This is a genomic window from Pseudomonas sp. MF6751 (assembly GCF_016613265.1).
GTDB classification, from domain to species: Bacteria; Pseudomonadota; Gammaproteobacteria; order Pseudomonadales; family Pseudomonadaceae; genus Aquipseudomonas; species Aquipseudomonas fluorescens_BV.
This window is the reverse complement of sequence record NZ_JAENSV010000021.1, coordinates 40,576-59,328: the sequence shown is the minus strand read 5'-3', so window position 1 is coordinate 59,328 and position 18,753 is coordinate 40,576. Positions and strand designations below refer to the sequence as shown.

19 protein-coding genes are annotated in these 18,753 nt (G+C 60.7%); 14 read left to right on the top strand and 5 right to left on the bottom strand.

The features are described from left to right. Positions 1-69: 69 nt before the first annotated feature. From JJD66_RS17790 to JJD66_RS17775, 4 genes are all read left to right on the top strand, one after another. Complete coding sequence (locus JJD66_RS17790; RefSeq protein WP_200648675.1) at positions 70-783, top strand: GntR family transcriptional regulator; 714 nt, start codon at positions 70-72, stop codon at positions 781-783. Further along, entirely contained in the window at positions 780-1,781 is a 1,002-nt protein-coding gene (locus JJD66_RS17785) for an ADP-ribosylglycohydrolase family protein (RefSeq protein WP_200648674.1), read from the top strand. The genes JJD66_RS17790 and JJD66_RS17785 overlap by 4 nt, the downstream gene beginning before the upstream one ends. Positions 1,782-1,911: 130 nt before the next feature. After that, positions 1,912-3,378 (top strand): purine-cytosine permease family protein, encoded by a 1,467-nt coding sequence (locus JJD66_RS17780; RefSeq protein ID WP_200648673.1) that lies wholly within the window; start codon positions 1,912-1,914, stop codon positions 3,376-3,378. Then, a complete protein-coding gene (locus JJD66_RS17775; protein WP_105227926.1) occupies positions 3,371-4,282 on the top strand; it encodes a PfkB family carbohydrate kinase in 912 nt (303 codons plus the stop codon). The genes JJD66_RS17780 and JJD66_RS17775 overlap by 8 nt, the downstream gene beginning before the upstream one ends. 50 nt (positions 4,283-4,332) lie before the next feature. Here the strand turns inward: JJD66_RS17775 and JJD66_RS17770 are convergent, their stop codons facing one another. The 3 genes from JJD66_RS17770 to JJD66_RS17760 are packed head-to-tail and all read right to left on the bottom strand — an operon-like array spanning position 4,333 to position 5,418. After that, positions 4,333-4,713: a hypothetical protein gene (locus JJD66_RS17770; RefSeq protein ID WP_034128425.1), complete on the bottom strand. Its 381-nt coding sequence runs from the start codon at positions 4,711-4,713 to the stop codon at positions 4,333-4,335. A gap of 48 nt (positions 4,714-4,761) precedes the next feature. Continuing rightward, positions 4,762-5,028 (bottom strand): hypothetical protein, encoded by a 267-nt coding sequence (locus JJD66_RS17765; protein WP_032895690.1) that lies wholly within the window; start codon positions 5,026-5,028, stop codon positions 4,762-4,764. Positions 5,029-5,079: 51 nt separating this feature from the next. Next, a complete protein-coding gene (locus JJD66_RS17760) occupies positions 5,080-5,418 on the bottom strand; it encodes a hypothetical protein (RefSeq protein WP_034128424.1) in 339 nt (112 codons plus the stop codon). Positions 5,419-5,607: 189 nt separating this feature from the next. Here JJD66_RS17760 and JJD66_RS17755 point away from each other — a divergent pair, with 189 nt between their 5' ends. The 6 genes from JJD66_RS17755 to JJD66_RS17730 all read left to right on the top strand — a co-directional run bounded on the left by JJD66_RS17755 (position 5,608) and on the right by JJD66_RS17730 (position 11,698). Then, complete coding sequence (locus JJD66_RS17755; protein WP_034128422.1) at positions 5,608-6,087, top strand: GNAT family N-acetyltransferase; 480 nt, start codon at positions 5,608-5,610, stop codon at positions 6,085-6,087. A 268-nt stretch (positions 6,088-6,355) separates the two neighbouring features. Beyond that, the gene (locus JJD66_RS17750; RefSeq protein ID WP_200648672.1) at positions 6,356-7,177 is read left to right on the top strand and encodes an SDR family oxidoreductase; all 822 of its coding nucleotides are present in this window, start codon (positions 6,356-6,358) and stop codon (positions 7,175-7,177) included. Positions 7,178-7,209: 32 nt separating this feature from the next. Then, on the top strand, positions 7,210-8,190 hold the full coding sequence (locus JJD66_RS17745; protein WP_014719544.1) for a substrate-binding domain-containing protein: 981 nt from the start codon (positions 7,210-7,212) through the stop codon (positions 8,188-8,190). Further along, positions 8,187-9,686, top strand: coding sequence for an L-arabinose ABC transporter ATP-binding protein AraG (gene araG, locus JJD66_RS17740; RefSeq protein WP_200648684.1), 1,500 nt, complete (start codon positions 8,187-8,189; stop codon positions 9,684-9,686). The genes JJD66_RS17745 and araG overlap by 4 nt, the downstream gene beginning before the upstream one ends. Before the next feature lie 22 nt (positions 9,687-9,708). Further along, the gene (gene araH, locus JJD66_RS17735) at positions 9,709-10,674 is read left to right on the top strand and encodes an L-arabinose ABC transporter permease AraH (protein WP_034126745.1); all 966 of its coding nucleotides are present in this window, start codon (positions 9,709-9,711) and stop codon (positions 10,672-10,674) included. A 220-nt stretch (positions 10,675-10,894) separates the two neighbouring features. Then, positions 10,895-11,698 carry an IclR family transcriptional regulator gene (locus tag JJD66_RS17730; RefSeq protein WP_034126746.1) on the top strand — a complete coding sequence of 268 codons (804 nt, stop codon included), beginning with the start codon at positions 10,895-10,897 and terminating at the stop codon, positions 11,696-11,698. On the opposite strand, the gene JJD66_RS17725 is transcribed toward JJD66_RS17730, so the two are convergent. Continuing rightward, positions 11,699-12,751 carry an NAD(P)-dependent alcohol dehydrogenase gene (locus tag JJD66_RS17725; protein WP_200648671.1) on the bottom strand — a complete coding sequence of 351 codons (1,053 nt, stop codon included), beginning with the start codon at positions 12,749-12,751 and terminating at the stop codon, positions 11,699-11,701. It abuts the gene before it with no gap. Between the two features lie 180 nt (positions 12,752-12,931). On the opposite strand from JJD66_RS17725, the gene JJD66_RS17720 reads away from it, so the two are divergent. Beyond that, the gene (locus JJD66_RS17720) at positions 12,932-13,825 is read left to right on the top strand and encodes an AraC family transcriptional regulator (RefSeq protein WP_105227918.1); all 894 of its coding nucleotides are present in this window, start codon (positions 12,932-12,934) and stop codon (positions 13,823-13,825) included. A 168-nt stretch (positions 13,826-13,993) separates the two neighbouring features. Here JJD66_RS17720 and JJD66_RS17715 read toward each other — a convergent pair whose 3' ends face one another. Then, positions 13,994-15,658: an electron transfer flavoprotein-ubiquinone oxidoreductase gene (locus JJD66_RS17715; protein WP_200648670.1), complete on the bottom strand. Its 1,665-nt coding sequence runs from the start codon at positions 15,656-15,658 to the stop codon at positions 13,994-13,996. 516 nt (positions 15,659-16,174) lie between these two features. Between JJD66_RS17715 and JJD66_RS17710 the strand changes: the two genes are divergently transcribed. The 3 genes from JJD66_RS17710 (at position 16,175) to JJD66_RS17700 (ending at position 18,744) form a co-directional block, all read left to right on the top strand. Continuing rightward, positions 16,175-16,924, top strand: a complete 750-nt coding sequence (locus tag JJD66_RS17710; protein ID WP_014719538.1) for an electron transfer flavoprotein subunit beta/FixA family protein — start codon at positions 16,175-16,177, stop codon at positions 16,922-16,924. A 2-nt stretch (positions 16,925-16,926) separates the two neighbouring features. Next, on the top strand, positions 16,927-17,856 hold the full coding sequence (locus JJD66_RS17705) for an electron transfer flavoprotein subunit alpha/FixB family protein (protein ID WP_034120769.1): 930 nt from the start codon (positions 16,927-16,929) through the stop codon (positions 17,854-17,856). A gap of 72 nt (positions 17,857-17,928) precedes the next feature. Continuing rightward, the gene (locus JJD66_RS17700; RefSeq protein ID WP_200648669.1) at positions 17,929-18,744 is read left to right on the top strand and encodes a substrate-binding periplasmic protein; all 816 of its coding nucleotides are present in this window, start codon (positions 17,929-17,931) and stop codon (positions 18,742-18,744) included. Positions 18,745-18,753 lie beyond the last annotated feature (9 nt).

Here is an 18,753-nt window from a genome sequence, read left to right as displayed (position 1 = left end):
GCGGTTTTTGCCTTCAGCCTGAAATAATCCTCTTGCGGTAAACACGGGCTTTCGGTTATCAATTTGTACATGATTAGACATGTTCGATTTGATAAGAAAAAACGCGTCGTCGATGAGCTCATCCGCCGTATCGAGGGGGGTGTCATGGCCGACGGTTTCCTGTTGCCTGGCGAGCACCAACTGGCCGAGGAGTTTGCGGTCAGCCGGGGCACGCTGCGCGAGGCGCTGGCCGAGCTCAAGCGTCGCAACTACATCGCCACCCAGAGCGGTGTCGGTTCGATTGTCACCTTTGACGGCATGGTGTTGGACCAACGCAGCGGTTGGGCCCAGGCCTTGGCCGATACGGGCGCCCAAGTAAGCACCGACGTCCTGCGTTTCGAAGCCGTGACGCGCCCGGATCTGTTCAGCCGTTTCGGCACCGACCAGTTCATTACCCTCGACCGCCTCCGGCGCACGGCTGACGGTACAGCGGTGTCGCTGGAACGCTCGTTGATGCCGGCCGTTGGCGATCTGGAAAACCTGCCCCACATTGGGCTGATCGATAATTCCCTGACCATCACTCTGGCCGCCTACGGCTACGTCGGGGCCGACGGCGACCAGTGGATCGGTGCCGAACCCCTGAGCGATAAAGATGCCGAATTACTCGGGCGCCCCAGCGGTACGGTATTTCTCAAGGCGTCGCGCACCACCTATGATCGTCGCGAGCGTTTCATGGAGCATGTCGAAAGCCTGCTTGACCCGTTGCACTTTCGCCTGCATCTGCAGTTTGGAGCGTCGAAATGAGCCGAGAAAATCGCGCACTTGGCGCCTTTTATGGTCTGGCCCTGGGCGATGCCTTAGGCATGCCCACCCAATCCTTGAGCCGCGAGCAGGTACAAAAGCGCTTCGGTGCCATCACCGCCTTGGAAGACGCCGACGCGGACCAGCCCATTGCGCCCAACATGCCTGCCGGTTCCATCACCGATGACACCGAACAAGCCATCCTGGTTGCCGAGTTACTGGTGCAAGGCCAGGGCAAGATCGAGCCCACCGTGCTTGCCCAGCGCCTGATCGACTGGGAAGCGGGGATGCGCGCCAAGGGTTCCCAGGACTTGCTCGGGCCGTCCACCAAACGCGCGATCGACATGATCCTCGCCGGTCATACTCCGGAGGAGTCCGGGCGCTACGGCACCACCAATGGTGCTGCCATGCGCATCACCCCGGTGGGCATCGCCGCCGATGTCAGCGACCCGGCGCGGTTTATCCAGGCGGTGATCCAGGCGTGCCAGGTCACCCATAACACCAGCCTGGGTATTTCCAGCGCTGCGGCCGTGGCGGCGGTGGTCTCGGCTGGCATCAATGGCGTGGACCTGGGGGAAGCCCTGAATATCGGGACCCAGATTGCCCGACAGGCCGAAAGCCATGGTCACTGGATCGCTGGCGGACGCATTTCTACCCGCATCAGTTGGGCTCGCACCCTGAGCGTCGGCAGCGGCGATAAAGCGTTGTTTGCCGACCTGCTTTACGAGTTGATCGGTACTTCGGTGGCTTCCCAGGAATCGGTGGTGGTCTCGTTTGCCTTGGCCCAGCAAGTGGCGTCGGGTGATATGAATGCCTTCGAAGCCCTGTGCCTGGCGGCCAGCCTGGGCGGCGACACCGACACCATTGCCGCGATCCTCGGCGCCATGCTGGGGGCGTGCCTGGGTATGCAGTGCTGGCCTGAGGCGTTGGTTGAACAGGTCAAGCGGGTCAATGGCCTGGACTTGCAGCCGCTGGCTCAAGGGTTATTGGCCTTGCGATAAACACGGAACTAAATGTAGGAGCAGGCAAGCCAGCTCCCACATTCAAAAGCGTTGGGTCAGGAAGACCGGATAAAGATTCGACTCGCTGCCACAACCACAACAACAATACAGGCAACAGGAGCCCCCCTTAATGAGCAGCCCCTCTTCCGGCCAAACCGCCGGGCAACTGGAAACACGCGGCATCGAGCCGGTCCCGGAAGGCGAGTGCAACGGTCATCCGCTGCAACTGTTCTGGGTGTGGTTCGCGGCCAATATCAGCATCCTCGGTTTGCCCCTTGGTGCAACGCTGGTGGCGTTTCGTGGCCTGGCCATCTGGCAGGCGATCATCGTCGCGATTCTTGGCGCCGCGGGCTCCTTTGCCGTAGTGGGCATCATCTCCATCGCCGGTCGCCGTGGTCGTGCGCCCAGCCTGACCTTGTCCCGCGCCATTTTCGGTGTGCGCGGCAATATCGGCCCGACATTGGTGTCGCTGATGTCCCGCCTGGGTTGGGAAACCGTCAACACCACCACCGCAGCCTTCGTATTGTTGTCGTTGAGCTCCATTCTGTTCGGCTCGGCAGTGGAGGCCAAGAGCGCGCCGGTGCTCACCCTGATCTTCATTGCCATCTTCGTGCTGTTGACCCTGGCCGTATCGGGCCTGGGCCACGCCACGTTGCTGGTGATCCAGAAGTGGGCCACCTACGTATTCGGCGGCCTGAACATTCTGGTGGGCGGCTTTCTGTGTGCCACCATCGACTGGAGCGCGGTGTTCAACGCCACCCCGGCGCCGTTGAGCGCGATGATCATTGGCGTAGGCACCATGGCGGCCGGTACCGGTATCGGTTGGGCCAACGCCGGTGCAGACATGTCGCGTTACCAGCACCGCAGCGTCAAGGCCGTGCGCCTGGTGGCCTCCGCCGCGTTTGGTGCAGGTATCCCGCTGGTGCTACTGATCACCCTGGGCGGCCTGTTGTCGGTGGGTAACAATGACCTGGCATCGGCCACCGACCCCATCATCGCGATCCGCGACATGCTGCCGACCTGGATGGCCGTGCCGTACCTGATCACCGCGTTCGGCGGCCTGTTGCTGTCGAACAACCTGTCGGTGTACTCGGCCGGCCTCACTACCCTGACCCTGGGCTTGAAGGTCAAGCGCGTGCATGCAGTGATCGTCGATATCGTGGCGATTTTTGCCGGCTCCATCTACTTCATGCTGATCGCCGAAAGCTTCTACGGCCCGTTCATTACCTTCATTTCGCTGCTGGCGGTGCCGATCACGGCGTGGGTCGGGATCTTCGTGGTCGACCTGATTCACCGTCATTACTACAGCCCCACCGACCTGCTGGACGTCAGCCCCAGCAGTGCCTACTGGTATCGCGGCGGCGTGGAGTGGCGTGCATTTGGTGCCTGGGCCGTGGCCATTGTGCTGGGGTTCAGCTTCACCACCATCGGCACCACCGCCGAAAACATCTGGTTTGCCGGGCCGCTGTTCGACTCCTGGCTGGGCCACAACGGGCTGGGCTGGATCGTGACCTTCGTGGTGGCTGGCGGAATATATGCAGTCTTGGGCGGAGCGTCTGACCGTCGTCCGGCTTTAGCAGAGAGCGCCAATGTCTAGATTGCTGCACACCGGCCAGGTCATTGTCGACTTGGTCATGGGCCTCGACACCCTGCCGGCAAGCGGCGGTGACGTGCTGGCCAACTCCGCCAGTTTCCAAGTCGGTGGCGGTTTCAACGTAATGGCTGCGGCACGGCGCAATGGGTTGCCGGTGGTTTATCTGGGCCGCCATGGCGATGGGCGCTTTGGCGAGCTGGCGCGTGCCGCGATGCAGGCCGAAGGTGTTGAAATGGCCTTGGCGGCCAGCGCTGGCAAAGATACCGGGTTGTGCGTGTCGCTGACTGAAGCGAGCACCGAACGCACCTTCATCTCCCATCTCGGCGCCGAGGGTGAGCTGAGCGCCGACGACTTGGCTCAGATCGTCCCGCGTATCGATGATTACGTGTACGTCAGTGGCTACAGCTTGCTGCTTGAAGGTAAGGCGCAGCCGTTGCTTGACTGGCTGCTGGCGCTGCCGCGAGAGATCGTGGTGGTATTCGACCCAGGCCCGCTGGTCAAGGCGCCGGACTCGGCGTTGATGCGTGCCTTGTTGCCGCGTATCGACATCTGGACCAGCAATGGCCCTGAAGCCCTCGCGTTTACCGGGGCGACGGATATGAGTCAGGCGCTGCCCGTGCTGAATCAGCACTTGCAGGCACTGCTGGTTGTGCGTGATGGACCAAATGGTTGCTGGGTAGGGCGTGGGGCAGAGACTGAGCATGTACCTGGCTTCAAGGTGCAGGCGGTAGACAGCAATGGTGCGGGGGATGCGCATGCAGGGGTATTCATTGCCGGGTTGGCGAAGGGTTTGAAACCGGTTGAGGCGGCGCGTCGAGCGAACGCAGCGGCGGCATTGGCGGTGACGCGTTGGGGGCCGGCCACTTCACCTGGCGTCACCGAAGTCGACGCATTGCTGGCTGAATAAATACGCACAATCCAGTGGGAGCAAGCCCGCTCCCACAACGGGTTCTGCGTCTACCCTGCTTTTTTCAGCGCTTGAATCAACTCATCTTTGCGCATGGTTGAGCGCCCAGGAATATCCTTGGCCCGCGCCTCTTTCATCAAACTTTCCTTGGTCTGCGTACCCAGCGAAGCCCCACTGCTGCGCGGGTGGCCTTCACGGCTGGCAGCGGCACGCTTGGCCGATTCCTGCCGGTCCTGGGTCTTCTTGGCTGGCGCCTTGCGTCGGCCTGATCCGCCGGCTTTTTCACCACCGCCGGACTGTTTGTTCACAGTCGCCCAGGCACGGGCTTCGGCTTCGTCCTTGGGCAACCCCTTATGCTCATAACTGTCTTCGATATGAGCGGCCTTGCGTTTCTGTTCGTCGGTGTATTTGGCTTTGCTTCCACGAGGCATCGCTAAAACTCCCTCTGGCCCCAGTCGCGGGGCCAGGCCAGAAATGGATTACTGAGTACTTTGCGCGTCGAGCTTGCGCGCCTCATCCACACCAGAAGCGGTGAGCTTGATCGGCAGGTTCAACGCGTATTCGCCGGCGTCGTCGGTGGTCACATGCCCATCCTTGATCAGCCCGCGGTCCTGCAGGAACGCCAAGACACTGGCGACCTCTTTTTCACCGCGGTAATTGTCCAGCACCTCCTTGCCCAAGCCTTGCGGATGGGCGTGCAGCAGGCGGGTGAGGACTTCTTTTTCAAGGTTTCTATCGACGTTCATGCGTACCTCTTCACTGGGAAATGGTCGGGTGTTGGTCGTACCAAGGGTGCATCAAGGCGCTGGTTGTTTCTGTGCGCCGGGGATGTTCGAGTCGTCGCCTTTGTTGATCTTCGGCTCATTGTTGCTCGTGCCAGGGCCCATCTTGCCGTTGCCTACGGCAGGCGGTGCTTGGCGCTGGGTGTCGTTGCCTTTGGTGCGTGGGTCGGCGCTGTTGTCGATGATCGCGCCACCGTTGGTGTCCAGGCCGGTGCCCATGGATTTTTGCGACTCGGTAGTGGCGTCCGGCGTTGGATCGGTGGGGCCAGTGGTCGAGCTAGCCGCGAAGGCGCTCAAGGACGCGGCAGACAACAGGCCGGTGAGGGCGAGGGCAGCAAATTTGGAATTTTTCATCAGGGTGTCTCCATATGATTAATGTCCTTACCCTGTATTGGTCTGCCCGCATTTGACGATCGTGCCGGGATGGCGACGAACGGTACTGCTGTGCCTGTAAGATTTTGTGTGTCGGTAAGGGCAATTGCACTGCAAACGGCCATCAAACCGTCTTAGTATGTGGCCTTTGAATTTGCCCAAGGCTCGCCCATGACCATCGAGATTCGCCCCGCCGTGCCCAGCGATGCTGCGCAGATCCTGACCTTTATCACTGAACTTGCCGAGTACGAGAAAGCCCGGCATGAAGTGATCGCCAGCGTGGTGGATATCGAACGCAGCCTGTTCAGCGAAGGCGCCACGGCCCACGGCTTGATCTGCTTGCGCGACGGCTTGCCGATTGGCTTTGCGGTGTTCTTTTTCAGTTACTCGACGTGGCTGGGCAGTAACTGCCTGTACCTGGAAGATCTGTACATCAACCCGGAACAACGCGGCGGCGGGGCCGGCAAGAAGTTGCTGCGCCACTTGGCCAAGATCGCGTGTGACAACGGTTGCGGGCGCTTTGAATGGAGCGTGCTGGACTGGAACGAGCCAGCGATTGCCTTCTACAAATCCATAGGCGCCCAGCCTCAGGAAGAATGGGTGCGTTATCGCATGGAAGGCGATGCCCTGCGCGACTTCGCCCAAGGCTGAAGCCTCGTTTATGTAAACACTAAAACCAGAATGTGAGCTTTCCTGTGGCGAGCAAGCTTGCTTGCGCTGGGGTGCGAAGCGCCCCCCAAAAGCGGGAGTCTGCTGCGCAGACAGCGGGAGCAAGCTCCCTCGCCACGGCTAACCCGCTCGAACATTTTTTGTTTTTTCTCAATATATGGGATCTTAATTTATATATTGAGATATTTCGGGCGATGGGTTTATAGTCGCCAGCATCAGCACTCACTACAAAAAATAAAAAGGTGAAGCGATGCAGGCGCAACCGTTGTCCCTACCCGCCGTGCCCGAGCCGACTTACGGCGAGCGGCTGAAGAACAAGGTGGTGATCGTCACCGGCGGCGCCCAAGGCATTGGCGAAGCCATCGTTGCGTGTTTCCAGGCCCAGCAGGCGCGGTTGATCATTGCCGATATCCAGGGTGACAAAGTCGAGAAAATCGCCGCTCATTGGCGCGAACACGGTGCGCAGGTTTACGCTCAACCGGTTGATATCACTTCCAAGGATCAGTGGCAGGCATTGGTCAACCTGGCCATCGAGCGCTTTGGCCGCGTGGATGTGCTGGTCAACTGTGCCGGAGTCAACGTGTTCCGTGACCCACTGGAGATGAGCGAAGAGGACTGGCGCCGCTGTTTCGCCATCGACCTCGACGGCGCCTGGTACGGCTGCCGTTCGGTATTGCCGCACATGATCGAGCAGGGCATCGGCAACATCATCAATATCGCGTCCACCCATTCCAGCCACATCATTCCCGGTTGCTTTCCTTACCCTGTGGCCAAGCACGGCCTGCTCGGCCTCACCCGTGCACTGGGCATCGAGTACGCGCCCAAGGGCATCCGCGTGAATGCCATCGCCCCCGGCTATATCGAAACCCAGCTCAACGTCGATTACTGGAACGGTTTCCCAGACCCCCACGCCGAACGCCAGCGTGCGTTCGACCTGCACCCGCCCAAACGCATTGGCCAGCCCATCGAAGTGGCCATGACAGCACTGTTCCTGGCGACCGACGAGGCGCCCTTTATCAACGCCACTTGCCTGATGATCGATGGCGGGCGGTCTGTGATGTACCACGACTAAAGCGTTTTCCAATAACAAGAAGGAGGTGGTCCATGTTCAAGCAAACACTCGGTGCCGTGGCACTGGCAATGGCGTTCTGCGGCTGGGTATCGGCTGAAGAAGTGAAGATCGGTTTCCTGGTCAAGCAGGCCGAGGAACCCTGGTTTCAAACGGAGTGGGCATTCGCGGAAAAAGCCGGCAAGGAGCATGGTTTTACTGTGATCAAGATCGCCGTGCCCGATGGGGAAAAGACCTTGTCGGCCATCGACAGCCTGGCCGCGAATGGCGCCAAGGGTTTTGTGATCTGCCCGCCAGACGTGTCCCTGGGCCCGGCCATCGTTGCCAAGGCCAAGGTCAACGGTTTGAAAGTGATGGCCGTGGATGATCGCTTTGTCGATGCCAAGGGCAACTTCATGGAAGACGTGCCGTACCTGGGCATGGCCGCGTTTGAGGTGGGCCAGAAGCAGGGCGCCGCCATGGCCGCCGAAGCGAAAAAACGCGGGTGGGACTGGAAGGACACCTATGCGGTGATCAATACCTTCAACGAACTCGACACCGGCAAGAAACGTACAGACGGCTCGATCAAATCCCTCGAGGAGGCCGGTATTCCCAAGGACCACATCCTCACTGCTGCGCTGAAAACCCTCGACGTCCCCGGCAGCATGGACGCCACCAACTCGGCCTTGGTCAAGCTGCCGAGCGGAGCGAAGAACCTGATCATCGGCGGCATGAACGACAACACCGTGCTCGGGGGCGTGCGCGCCACCGAAAGTGCCGGCTTCAAGGCCGCCAACGTCATCGGCATCGGCATCAATGGCACCGACGCCATTGGCGAATTGAAGAAAGCCGACAGCGGCTTCTTCGGCTCCATGCTGCCCAGCCCGCATATCGAGGGCTACAACACCGCGCTGGCGATGTACGAGTGGGTCACCACCGGCAAGGAACCGGCCAAATACACCGCCATGGACGAAGTGACCTTGATCACCCGCGCCAATTTCCAGGAAGAACTGACCAAGATCGGCCTGTGGAAATGAGCGGCGCGGCCCTGCGTTTCAATGGCATCGGCAAGGAGTTTCCCGGTGTGAAAGCCCTGGCGCAGATCAGCTTTGAAGCGCGGCCGCATTCGGTGCACGCGCTGATGGGCGAGAACGGCGCCGGCAAGTCGACCCTGCTGAAAATCCTCGGCGGCGCCTACATTCCGTCCAGCGGTACGGTGCAGATCGGCGCGCAGACCATGGCCTTCAAATGCGCCGCCGACAGCATCGCCTGCGGTGTGGCGGTGATTCACCAGGAGCTGCACCTGGTGCCGGAAATGAGCGTGGCCGAGAACCTGTTCCTCGGGCATTTGCCCACGCGCTTTGGCGTGGTCAACCGGAGCCTGCTGCGCAAGCAGGCCCTGGCCTGCCTCAAGGGCCTGGCCGATGAAATCGACCCCGACGAGAAACTCGGGCGCCTGTCCCTGGGCCAGCGCCAGTTGGTGGAAATCGCCAAGGCGCTGTCCCGTGGCGCCCATGTGATCGCCTTTGACGAGCCGACCAGTAGCCTCTCGGCGCGGGAAATCGAGCGCTTGATGGCGATCATCACGCGCCTGCGCGAGGAGGGCAAAGTGGTGCTCTACGTGTCGCACCGTATGGAAGAAGTGTTCCGTATCTGCGACGCAGTGACGGTGTTCAAGGACGGTCGCTACGTGCGCACGTTCGAGGACATGAACACGCTGACCCACGATCAGCTGGTGACCTGCATGGTCGGTCGCGATATCCAGGATATCTACGATTACCGACCGCGTGAGCAGGGCGAGGTGGCGCTCAAGGTCGAGGGCTTGCTCGGCCCCGGCCTGCGTGAACCCGTGAGTTTCCAGGTACGCAAAGGCGAGATCCTGGGCCTGTTCGGGCTGGTGGGGGCAGGGCGCACAGAGCTTTTGCGCCTGCTCAGCGGCCTTGAACGCGCCAGCGCCGGCAGCCTGGCACTCTGCGGTGAGCCGTTGCAGTTGCGCTCTCCCCGCGACGCCATCGCCGCTGGCGTGCTGCTGTGCCCGGAAGACCGCAAAAAGGAAGGCATCATCCCGCTGTCCAGCGTGGCGGAAAATATCAACATCAGCGCCCGTAGTGCCCATGCCTCGTTCGGCTGGCTGCTGCGCGATGGTTGGGAGAGGGGCAACGCCGAGCGGCAGATCCAGGCGATGAAGGTCAAGACGCCGAATGCCGAGCAGAAAATCCTGTACCTGTCTGGCGGCAATCAACAAAAGGCCATTCTTGGCCGCTGGCTGTCGATGCCCATGAAGGTCCTGCTGCTGGACGAACCCACCCGGGGTATCGACATTGGCGCCAAGTCGGAGATCTACCAGATCATCCATAACCTGGCGGCCAGCGGCATAGCGGTGATCGTGGTGTCCAGCGACCTGATGGAGGTGATGGGCATCTCCGACCGCATCCTGGTGATGAGTGAGGGCGCCTTGACCGGTGAGTTGCCCCGCGCCCAAGCGGATGAAGCGCGCCTGCTGCAACTGGCGCTACCACAGTCGCGGGCTTGAACAAGAACAAGAGGGTTTGGCTATGTCTGAGGTAAAAACTGCAAAGGGTTTCTGGCCGGGTTTCAATCAGCGCAAATTTCTCGATGACTGGGTGATGCTGCTGGCGGCACTGGGCATTTTTGTGCTCAGCGCGGTGTTCATCGATAACTTCCTCTCGCCGCTGAACATGCGCGGTCTGGGCCTGGCGATTTCGACTGTCGGTATTGCTGCGTGCACCATGTTGTTCTGCCTGGCCTCAGGGCACTTCGACTTGTCGGTAGGCTCGGTGATCGCCTGCGCCGGGGTGGTGGCGGGCATCGTGATGCGCGACACCGACAGCGTGGTACTCGGCGTGTCGGCGGCCTTGGCCATGGGCCTGGTGGTAGGGCTGATCAACGGCATCGTGATCGCCAAGCTGCGCATCAATGCGTTGATTGCCACCCTGGCGACCATGCAGATCGTGCGCGGCCTGGCCTACATCTTCTCCAACGGCAAGGCGGTGGGGGTGATGAATGAAGGGTTCTTCGTGTTCGGCAACGGCCAACTACTGGGCGTGCCGGTGCCGATCATCATCACCGTCCTGTGCTTTGTGTTCTTTGGCTGGCTGCTCAATTACACCACCTATGGGCGCAACACCATGGCCATTGGCGGCAACCAGGAAGCCGCGTTGCTCGCCGGGGTCAATGTCGATCGCACCAAGATCATCATTTTTGCCGTGCATGGTTTGATCGGCGCATTGGCCGGGGTGATCCTCGCGTCACGCATGACCTCGGGCCAGCCGATGATTGGCCAGGGGTTCGAACTGACCGTGATCTCGGCTTGTGTGCTGGGCGGGGTGTCGTTGAGCGGCGGCATCGGCATGATCCGCCATGTGATTGCCGGGGTGTTGATTCTGGCGATCATCGAGAATGCGATGAACCTGAAGAACATCGATACCTTTTACCAATATGTGATTCGTGGCTCGATCCTGTTGCTGGCGGTGATAATCGACCGCATGAAACAACGTTAATGTTCGCCCTGTGAAGATCAAACTGTGGGAGCTGGCTTGCTGTGGCGAGCAAGCTTGCTTGCGCTGGGGTGCGAAGCGCCCCCAAAAGCCGGCTCCAGCTGCGCTGTCGAACGGGAGCAAGCTCCCTCGCCACAGCAAGCCAGCTCCCACTTTGGATCTCCTGTGTTCAGGAAGGCGGTATTTGCCATAATGCCCCCGCTTTCATACTTATAGGCCCGATATGCAGGAAAACGCCCACACCCCCGTCAAAGACGCCGCCCCCACCGGCACCCAGACCCTGTTGCGCGGCCTGGGCGTGGTGCAAGCGGTGGCGGCTGGTGCGCGGGATCTCAAGGAGATCGCCCGGCGCATCGGCACCACGCGCAGCACGACGCACCGCCTGGCCAGTTGCCTGGTGGACGAGCGTTACCTGCGCGTGGTGCCCCAGGTCGGTTATCTGCTGGGGCCCAAGCTGATCGAGTTGGGGTTCCAGGCCCGTGAAGAGTTGCCCCTGGTGAACCTGGCGGTGCCCTACCTGGATGAGTTGTCGGCGCTGACCGGCGACACCATTCACCTGGCGATTCGTGAGTACGACGAGGTGCTTTACCTGCACAAGAACCCCGGCCGCAATGGGCCGGAAATGCGCTCGCGGGTCGGCCATCGCATGCCGCTGGCGCGCACCGGTATCGGCAAGGCGTTGATGCTGGATGATTCGCCGCAGGAGTGGCAGCGCTTGTACGAGGCGAGCTTGCCGGCGGTGGGCAAGAGCCTGCAATGGCCGCAGCACCCGGAGCAATCCTGGGCGCAGTTCGAACAGCGCATGCATGAGTATGTCGAGGGTGGCTACGCGTTTGACCTCGAAGACAACGAGCCTTCGATCCGCTGCGTGGCCGCACCGGTGCGCGATGCCAGCGGGCGCATTGTCGCCGGCATCAGCATTGCCAGTACGGTGCCCTACATGCCGCTGGAGAAAATGGCCGAACTGATCCCTGTGATCAAACAGGTCGCAGCCCGGCTGTCAGCGGAGTTGGGCGCCAAGGCCTGATCAGGCTTTCAGGCTCGCCATGTCGATGACAAAGCGGTACTTCACATCACCGGCAATCATGCGCGCATAAGCTTCGTTGATCTGGCGAATGTCGAGCATCTCGATGTCGCAGGTAATGCCATGCTCGGCGCAGAAATCCAGGACTTCCTGGGTTTCGGCAATGCCGCCGATCAGCGAGCCGGCCAAGACTTTACGACCCAGCACCAGCTTGGCAGCGTTGACGGGTGGGTCCACCGGCTCGATCAGGCCGACCAGGATATGCACGCCGTCAAAGCGCAGCACATCGAGGTAGGGGTTCAGGTCGTGCTGCACCGGGATGGTGTCCAGCAGGAAATCGAAGTGCCCGGCAGCGGCTTTCATCTGCTCGGCATCCGTGGACACGATCACATGGTCGGCGCCCTGGCGACGGCCTTCCTCGGCCTTGCTGGCCGAGCGTGTGAACAAGGTGACTTCGGCGCCCATGGCCTTGGCGAACTTGATGCCCATGTGGCCCAGGCCACCCATGCCGAGAATCCCGACTTTATCGCCGGCCTTTACGCCGTAGTGCTTGAGGGGCGAGTAGGTGGTGATGCCTGCGCACAGGATCGGCGCAGCGCTGGCCAGGTCGAGCTTGGCCGGGATCTTCACCACGAAATGCTCGCTGACCACGATGCTATCGGAGTAGCCGCCCATGGTGTTGCTGCCATCCACGCGGTCCGGCGTGGCGTAGGTCATGGTCGGGCCTTCGAGGCAGTATTGCTCAAGGTCTGATTGGCAGGCTTCGCAGTGACGGCACGAGTCCACCATGCAGCCTACGCCCACCAGGTCGCCAACTTTATGGGCGGTCACGTTGGTGCCGACCGCGGTGACTTTGCCGACAATCTCGTGGCCCGGCATCAGCGGGTACACGGCGATGCCCCATTCGTTGCGCGCCTGGTGGATGTCGGAGTGGCACACGCCGCAGTAAAGAATCTCGATGGCCACGTCATCGACGCGCGGGCTGCGGCGTTCAAATGACATCGGGGCGAGGGGCGTGGTGGCCGACTGGGCGGCGTAACCGATGGCGGTGTACATAGTAAACCTCACAAAAACTTGGACTGCAGAGGCGGCAAATTCTGCGCGCCGGCCCCTGGCGCGAACATGGCAATTGCTCCGAGTCTCATGCCTATTCGTCCGGCAGTGCCAGAGCTTTGGATATATTGGCCGCCAGACCTGCGATGATGGTGTCATCCCTTATTCGCGAAGTTTTTTGCCATGCTGTTGACCCGCCATTTGGACGCCAATGCCACGCTGGTTTCCTTGATCGAAGGGCTCACGCCCCGCGATGGTTTTTCCCCGACTCACCTGCCCGGTGTGCAGGTGCTGCGTGCCAGTTGCGATGTGGCGCGTGGGCCGCAGATCTATGAACCAAGCCTGATGTTCGTGGCCCAGGGCAGCAAGGTCGCCTACCTCGGCCCGCGCACGTTGGAGTATGGCGCCGGACATTACCTGATCCAGGCGATGCCGGTGCCGTTCGAATGCGAGACCTTTGCCATGGCCCCCGAGGCGCCCCTGTATGGCGTTACGGTAGGCATCGACCGCGTGGTGTTGGGCGAGTTGGTGATTGCCATGGGTATGCAGGCCGGGCCGCCGCCGACCGCGCAGACCTTGGAGTCGATGAGTTCGGTGGTGCTCGATGATGCCATGCGCGGCTGCGTCGAGCGGTTGTTGCAGTGCCTGCACGATCCGCTGGAAAGCCGGATCATGGGGCCTGCGCGGGTGCGCGAATTGTTGTTCACCGCCTTGCGCGGGCCACAGGCGGATGTGTTGCGTGCGCTGGTGGAACAACAGGGGCAGTTTTCGCGCATCGCCACCTCATTGAATCACCTGCATGCCCATTACGCCGAGCCGCTTAATATCGAGACGTTGGCCGGGTATGCGCACATGAGTGCGTCGACCTTTCATGAGCATTTCAAGCGCTGCACCTTGTTATCGCCAGTGCAGTACCTCAAGCGCCTGCGGTTATTGAAGGCCCAGCAGTTGCTGCTGGTGGAAGGCATGAGCGTGGCGCAGGCGGCGCACAAGGTGGGGTACCAGAGCACGTCGCAGTTCAGTCGGGAGTACAAGCGCTATTTCCTGCGCAACCCGGGGGAAGAGCGGGCCGCCTGACACCACGAGGTCATTGTGGGAGCTGGCTTGCCTGCGATAACGGTGGGTCAGCTATACATTTGGCACCTGAAGACCGCCATCGCAGGCAAGCCAGCTCCCACATTTTGATCGATGCCGCCCACAAAAAAGGCTCCCATCTCGGGAGCCTTTTCTGGTTAAGCGAACGACTTACATATTCGGGTAAGTCGGCCCACCCGCACCTTCCGGCGTCACCCAGGTGATGTTCTGCGAAGGGTCCTTGATGTCACAGGTCTTGCAGTGCACGCAGTTCTGGGCGTTGATCTGGAAGCGTTTCTCGCCGTCTTCCTTGGTCACCACTTCATACACGCCAGCCGGGCAGTAGCGCTGCGCCGGTTCATCGTAGAGCGGAAGGTTGGTGCCGATCGGGATGCTTGGGTCTTTGAGCTTCAAGTGGCACGGCTGCTCTTCTTCATGGTTGGTGCCGGAGATGAACACCGAGCTCAGTTTGTCGAAGCTCAGCTTGCCGTCGGGTTTGGGGTAGTCGATCTTCTGGCTGTCTTTGGCCAGCTTCAGGCAGGCGTAGTCCGGCTTGGTGTCGTGCAGGGTGAAAGGGATCTTGCCGCCGAAAATGTTCTGGTCGAGCCAGTTGAAACCGCCGCCGATGATTGCGCCGAACTTGTGCACGGCCGGGCCGAAATTACGGCTGGCGAACAGTTCTTCGTACAGCCAGCTGGCTTTGAAGCTGTCGACATATGTGGTCAGCTCATCACCGCCCTCGGATTCGGCAAACAGGCGGTCGGCCACGGCGTCGGCGGCGAGCATGCCGGACTTCATCGCGGTGTGACTGCCTTTGATCTTGGCGAAGTTCAGGGTGCCCAGATCGCAACCGATCAGCGCGCCGCCCTTGAAGACCATTTTCGGCAGCGAATTCAGGCCACCTTTGCAGATCGCGCGGGCGCCGTAGCTGACCCGCTTGCCGCCTTCCAGGTACTGGGCCAGCACCGGGTGGTGCTTGAGGCGCTGGAATTCATCGAACGGCGACAGGAAGGTGTTGCTGTAGGACAGGTCGACGATCAGCCCGACCACGACTTGATTGTTTTCCAGGTGATAAAGGAACGAGCCACCGGTGTTCTCTTTACCCATGATGTCCAGCGGCCAACCGGCGGTGTGCACCACCAGGCCCGGCTGATGCTTGGCTGGGTCGATTTCCCAGATTTCCTTCAGGCCAATGCCGTAGTGCTGGGCGTCGGCGTCGCTGTCCAGGTTGAAGCGCTGGATCAGTTGCTTGCCGATGTGGCCACGGCAACCTTCGGCGAACAGCGTGTACTTGCCACGCAGTTCCATGCCCGGGGTGTACAGGCCGTCTTTTGGCTTGCCTTCACGGTCGACGCCGAGGTCGCCGGTGATGATGCCGCGTACCACGCCGTTCTCGTCGAGCAGCGCTTCCTGGGCGGCGAAGCCTGGGTAGATTTCCACTCCGAGGTTCTCGGCCTGCTGGGCCAGCCAGCGGCACAGGTTGCCCAGGGAAATGATGTAGTTGCCTTCGTTGTGCATGGTCTTGGGCACAAAGAAGTCGGGCACCTTGGTGGAGGCTTCCGGGCTGCGCAGTACATAGATGTCATCGCGCACCACGGGCGTGTTGAGCGGGGCGCCGAGTGCTTTCCAGTCCGGGAACAGCTCGTTCAGGGCACGTGGTTCAAACACGGCACCGGAGAGGATATGGGCGCCGACTTCGGAGCCTTTCTCGACCACGCAGACGCTGATTTCCTTACCGGCTTCGGCGGCCTTCTGCTTCAGTCGGCAGGCGGCAGACAGGCCAGCCGGGCCAGCGCCGACGATGACCACGTCGAATTCCATGTATTCGCGTTCCACAGGCTATCTCCTACTCAAGGCTCAACAGGCTTTTTTTTCTAATGGGTGGAGGTTCGGTGTGGTTCTGCGCGAAGGCAGCACCCACCTGTCTCTCTAGGTGGCGCATTATATATAGACCACTGACAGCGTCCAATACAAACGTTTGTTTGAATTGCCTGCAGCCTAGATAAATCAAAGCAACGGGGCTTATGACTGACCATTTTGCCGTATTGACCAGAATAGGCGTTCCGGTCAAGATACGGTCGGTTTTGCGCTTCCCGTAGGCAGACTGCAGGTTTCAAGAGCACGTCCAAAGACAGGCCGAAGGCAATAAAGGTGATGCGCCCCCAAACGTTGGAGCGCAGTTTACACGCCGCGATAAAGAATGACCTCTCAGTCACCACTGACGAACGGTCGTCATTTCCCGTGTGCAAGGCCACTGCCGAGGTCTTTGGAGGTGCCCTTGTGTGCCGATGAGCATCAACCGCCAGGTTCGCCTAGGCGACTTTCTTTTCACCGGAGAGTAACGAGGAATCCATGAAGGTTCTTGTAGCTGTCAAACGCGTTGTCGATTACAACGTGAAAGTTCGCGTCAAGGCGGACAATTCCGGCGTCGACCTTGCTAACGTCAAGATGTCGATGAACCCTTTCTGCGAAATCGCTGTGGAAGAAGCCGTACGCCTGAAAGAGAAAGGCGTGGCGACGGAAATCGTCGTGGTGTCCATCGGGCCGACCACTGCCCAAGAGCAGTTGCGTACCGCTTTGGCCCTGGGCGCCGACCGCGCCATTCTGGTGGAGTCCGCTGAAGAGCTGACCTCCCTGGCCGTTGCCAAGCTGCTCAAGGCCGTTGTCGACAAGGAGCAGCCACAACTGGTGATCCTGGGCAAACAAGCCATCGACAGCGACAACAACCAGACTGGCCAGATGTTGGCTGCACTGACCGGTTACGGCCAGGGCACCTTCGCTTCGAAAGTCGAAGTGAGCGGCGACAGCGTTGCAGTCACCCGTGAAATCGACGGCGGCGCGCAGACGGTTTCCCTGAAACTGCCGGCCATCGTCACCACCGACCTGCGTTTGAACGAGCCGCGTTATGCGTCCCTGCCAAACATCATGAAAGCCAAGAAGAAGCCTCTGGAGACGCTGACTCCGGACGCTTTGGGCGTTTCCACCGCCTCTACCAACAAGACCGTCAAAGTCGAAGCGCCGGCTGCACGCAGCGCGGGCATCAAGGTCAAGTCGGTGGCTGAACTGGTCGAGAAACTGAAAAACGAAGCGAAGGTAATCTAATCATGACTATCTTGGTAATCGCTGAACACGACAACAAGGTACTGGCCCCGGCCACCCTGAACACCGTGGCCGCTGCCGCTAAAATCGGTGGGGACATCCACGTGCTGGTTGCTGGTCAGGGCGCTGGCGCCGTGGCTGAAGCGGCTGCAAAAATCGCAGGCGTGAGCAAAGTCCTGAACGCTGACAATGCCGCTTATGCGCATCAGCTGCCGGAAAACGTTGCGCCGCTGGTCGCCGAGCTTGGCGCTGGCTACAGCCACATCCTGGCCGCCGCTACCTCCAACGGCAAAAACATCCTGCCACGCGTTGCCGCGCAGCTGGACGTTGACCAGATCTCCGAGATCATCTCGGTAGAAAGCGCCGACACCTTCAAGCGCCCGATCTACGCCGGTAACGCCATCGCTACCGTGCAGTCCAACGCCTCGGTCAAGGTCATCACCGTGCGTGCCACCGGTTTCGACCCGGTTGCCGCCGAAGGTGGCTCGGCTGCCGTTGAAGCCGTCTCCGCTGCCCACGACGCGGGCACTTCCAGCTTCGTCGGCGAAGAGCTGGCCAAGTCGGACCGTCCTGAACTGACCGCTGCCAAGATCGTCGTTTCCGGCGGGCGTGGCATGCAGAACGGTGACAACTTCAAACACCTGTACGCCCTGGCCGACAAGCTGGGTGCTGCGGTCGGCGCTTCCCGCGCAGCCGTTGACGCAGGTTTCGTACCCAACGACATGCAGGTCGGCCAGACCGGCAAGATCGTTGCGCCACAGCTGTACATCGCCGTCGGTATCTCCGGCGCGATCCAGCACTTGGCCGGTATGAAAGACTCCAAAGTGATCGTTGCGATCAACAAGGACGAAGAAGCGCCGATCTTCCAGGTTGCCGATTATGGCCTGGTGGCGGACTTGTTCGAAGCCGTACCTGAATTGGAGAAGCTGGTCTAATCCAGCCGCTTCACTTATAAAGAGCCCGGTCTTATGACCGGGTTTTTTTTTACTGATCGGGAGAGTCTTGCCATGGAACTGCGCCCCTGGGCCTTACTGCTGGGCCTTACGCTGCTGCCGAGCCTGACGCTCGCCGCCGGCAAGTGCGAGCGCCTGGTGATCACCGGCAGCCCGGACGCACCGCCATTACTCTGGCGCGACCCCCAGGACCCTACGCATCTGATCGGCGCGACCGCTGACGTGCTGCAACAAGTGGGCAAGGAGCTCGGGCTGAAAATCGACCTGCTCTACGGCGGCAAACGCTCCCTGGCCCTGGAGGAAGCGCGTAGCGGGCGCATGGACATTCTCGCCGACGCACCGCTGAATCTGGGTGAGCTGGACCACTTCGACTACATCCATCCGGCGCTGATGCAGACCGACTACCTGGTATGGACGCTTAAGGATTCAGCCGTGGTCTATTCCACCGCCGCCGATTTGCACGGCCACAAAGGCGCAGTCTCGGAACGTGCGCGCTTGAGCGCGGAGTTCGAAACCTTCGCCAGCCAGCAACTCAACCTGCAACGCCTGCCCAATTTGACGCCGGCTTTCCAGAAGCTGTTGCTCGGTGAGGTGGACTACGTGCTGGCTGGGCGCTATTCCGGCATGGCCATGGCCCAGACCCTGGGCATGAGTAATGACCTGGTGGCCCATGAGGTGCCTGTCGATCAGCCTGGCCTGTACCTGGCGATTTCCCACAACTCGGCCTGCAATGATCCTTGGCTTCGCGGACAGCTGACGAAAAAGATGACAGAATTGCCTGCCTCCGGTGCCGCTCAAGCCGCGCTGCAGCGCAATCTGGAGCGTTGGAAAGCGCAACTGCAACAACCTGTCGGCACCCCAACAAAGTAGGGATTTACA

What these genes read in the sequence shown, in the direction of transcription:
- JJD66_RS17705 (WP_034120769.1), top strand. Translation starts at nt 16,927, where the DNA reads ATGACTATCTTGGTAATCGCTGAACACGACAACAAGGTACTGGCCCCG.
- JJD66_RS17750 (WP_200648672.1), top strand. Translation starts at nt 6,356, where the DNA reads ATGCAGGCGCAACCGTTGTCCCTACCCGCCGTGCCCGAGCCGACTTAC.
- JJD66_RS17700 (WP_200648669.1), top strand. Translation starts at nt 17,929, where the DNA reads ATGGAACTGCGCCCCTGGGCCTTACTGCTGGGCCTTACGCTGCTGCCG.
- JJD66_RS17770 (WP_034128425.1), bottom strand. Translation starts at nt 4,713, where the DNA reads ATGCCTCGTGGAAGCAAAGCCAAATACACCGACGAACAGAAACGCAAG.
- JJD66_RS17720 (WP_105227918.1), top strand. Translation starts at nt 12,932, where the DNA reads ATGCTGTTGACCCGCCATTTGGACGCCAATGCCACGCTGGTTTCCTTG.
- JJD66_RS17745 (WP_014719544.1), top strand. Translation starts at nt 7,210, where the DNA reads ATGTTCAAGCAAACACTCGGTGCCGTGGCACTGGCAATGGCGTTCTGC.
- JJD66_RS17775 (WP_105227926.1), top strand. Translation starts at nt 3,371, where the DNA reads ATGTCTAGATTGCTGCACACCGGCCAGGTCATTGTCGACTTGGTCATG.
- JJD66_RS17785 (WP_200648674.1), top strand. Translation starts at nt 780, where the DNA reads ATGAGCCGAGAAAATCGCGCACTTGGCGCCTTTTATGGTCTGGCCCTG.
- JJD66_RS17725 (WP_200648671.1), bottom strand. Translation starts at nt 12,751, where the DNA reads ATGTACACCGCCATCGGTTACGCCGCCCAGTCGGCCACCACGCCCCTC.
- araG (WP_200648684.1), top strand. Translation starts at nt 8,187, where the DNA reads ATGAGCGGCGCGGCCCTGCGTTTCAATGGCATCGGCAAGGAGTTTCCC.
- JJD66_RS17790 (WP_200648675.1), top strand. Translation starts at nt 70, where the DNA reads ATGATTAGACATGTTCGATTTGATAAGAAAAAACGCGTCGTCGATGAG.
- JJD66_RS17730 (WP_034126746.1), top strand. Translation starts at nt 10,895, where the DNA reads ATGCAGGAAAACGCCCACACCCCCGTCAAAGACGCCGCCCCCACCGGC.
- JJD66_RS17780 (WP_200648673.1), top strand. Translation starts at nt 1,912, where the DNA reads ATGAGCAGCCCCTCTTCCGGCCAAACCGCCGGGCAACTGGAAACACGC.
- JJD66_RS17760 (WP_034128424.1), bottom strand. Translation starts at nt 5,418, where the DNA reads ATGAAAAATTCCAAATTTGCTGCCCTCGCCCTCACCGGCCTGTTGTCT.
- JJD66_RS17755 (WP_034128422.1), top strand. Translation starts at nt 5,608, where the DNA reads ATGACCATCGAGATTCGCCCCGCCGTGCCCAGCGATGCTGCGCAGATC.
- JJD66_RS17765 (WP_032895690.1), bottom strand. Translation starts at nt 5,028, where the DNA reads ATGAACGTCGATAGAAACCTTGAAAAAGAAGTCCTCACCCGCCTGCTG.
- JJD66_RS17710 (WP_014719538.1), top strand. Translation starts at nt 16,175, where the DNA reads ATGAAGGTTCTTGTAGCTGTCAAACGCGTTGTCGATTACAACGTGAAA.
- araH (WP_034126745.1), top strand. Translation starts at nt 9,709, where the DNA reads ATGTCTGAGGTAAAAACTGCAAAGGGTTTCTGGCCGGGTTTCAATCAG.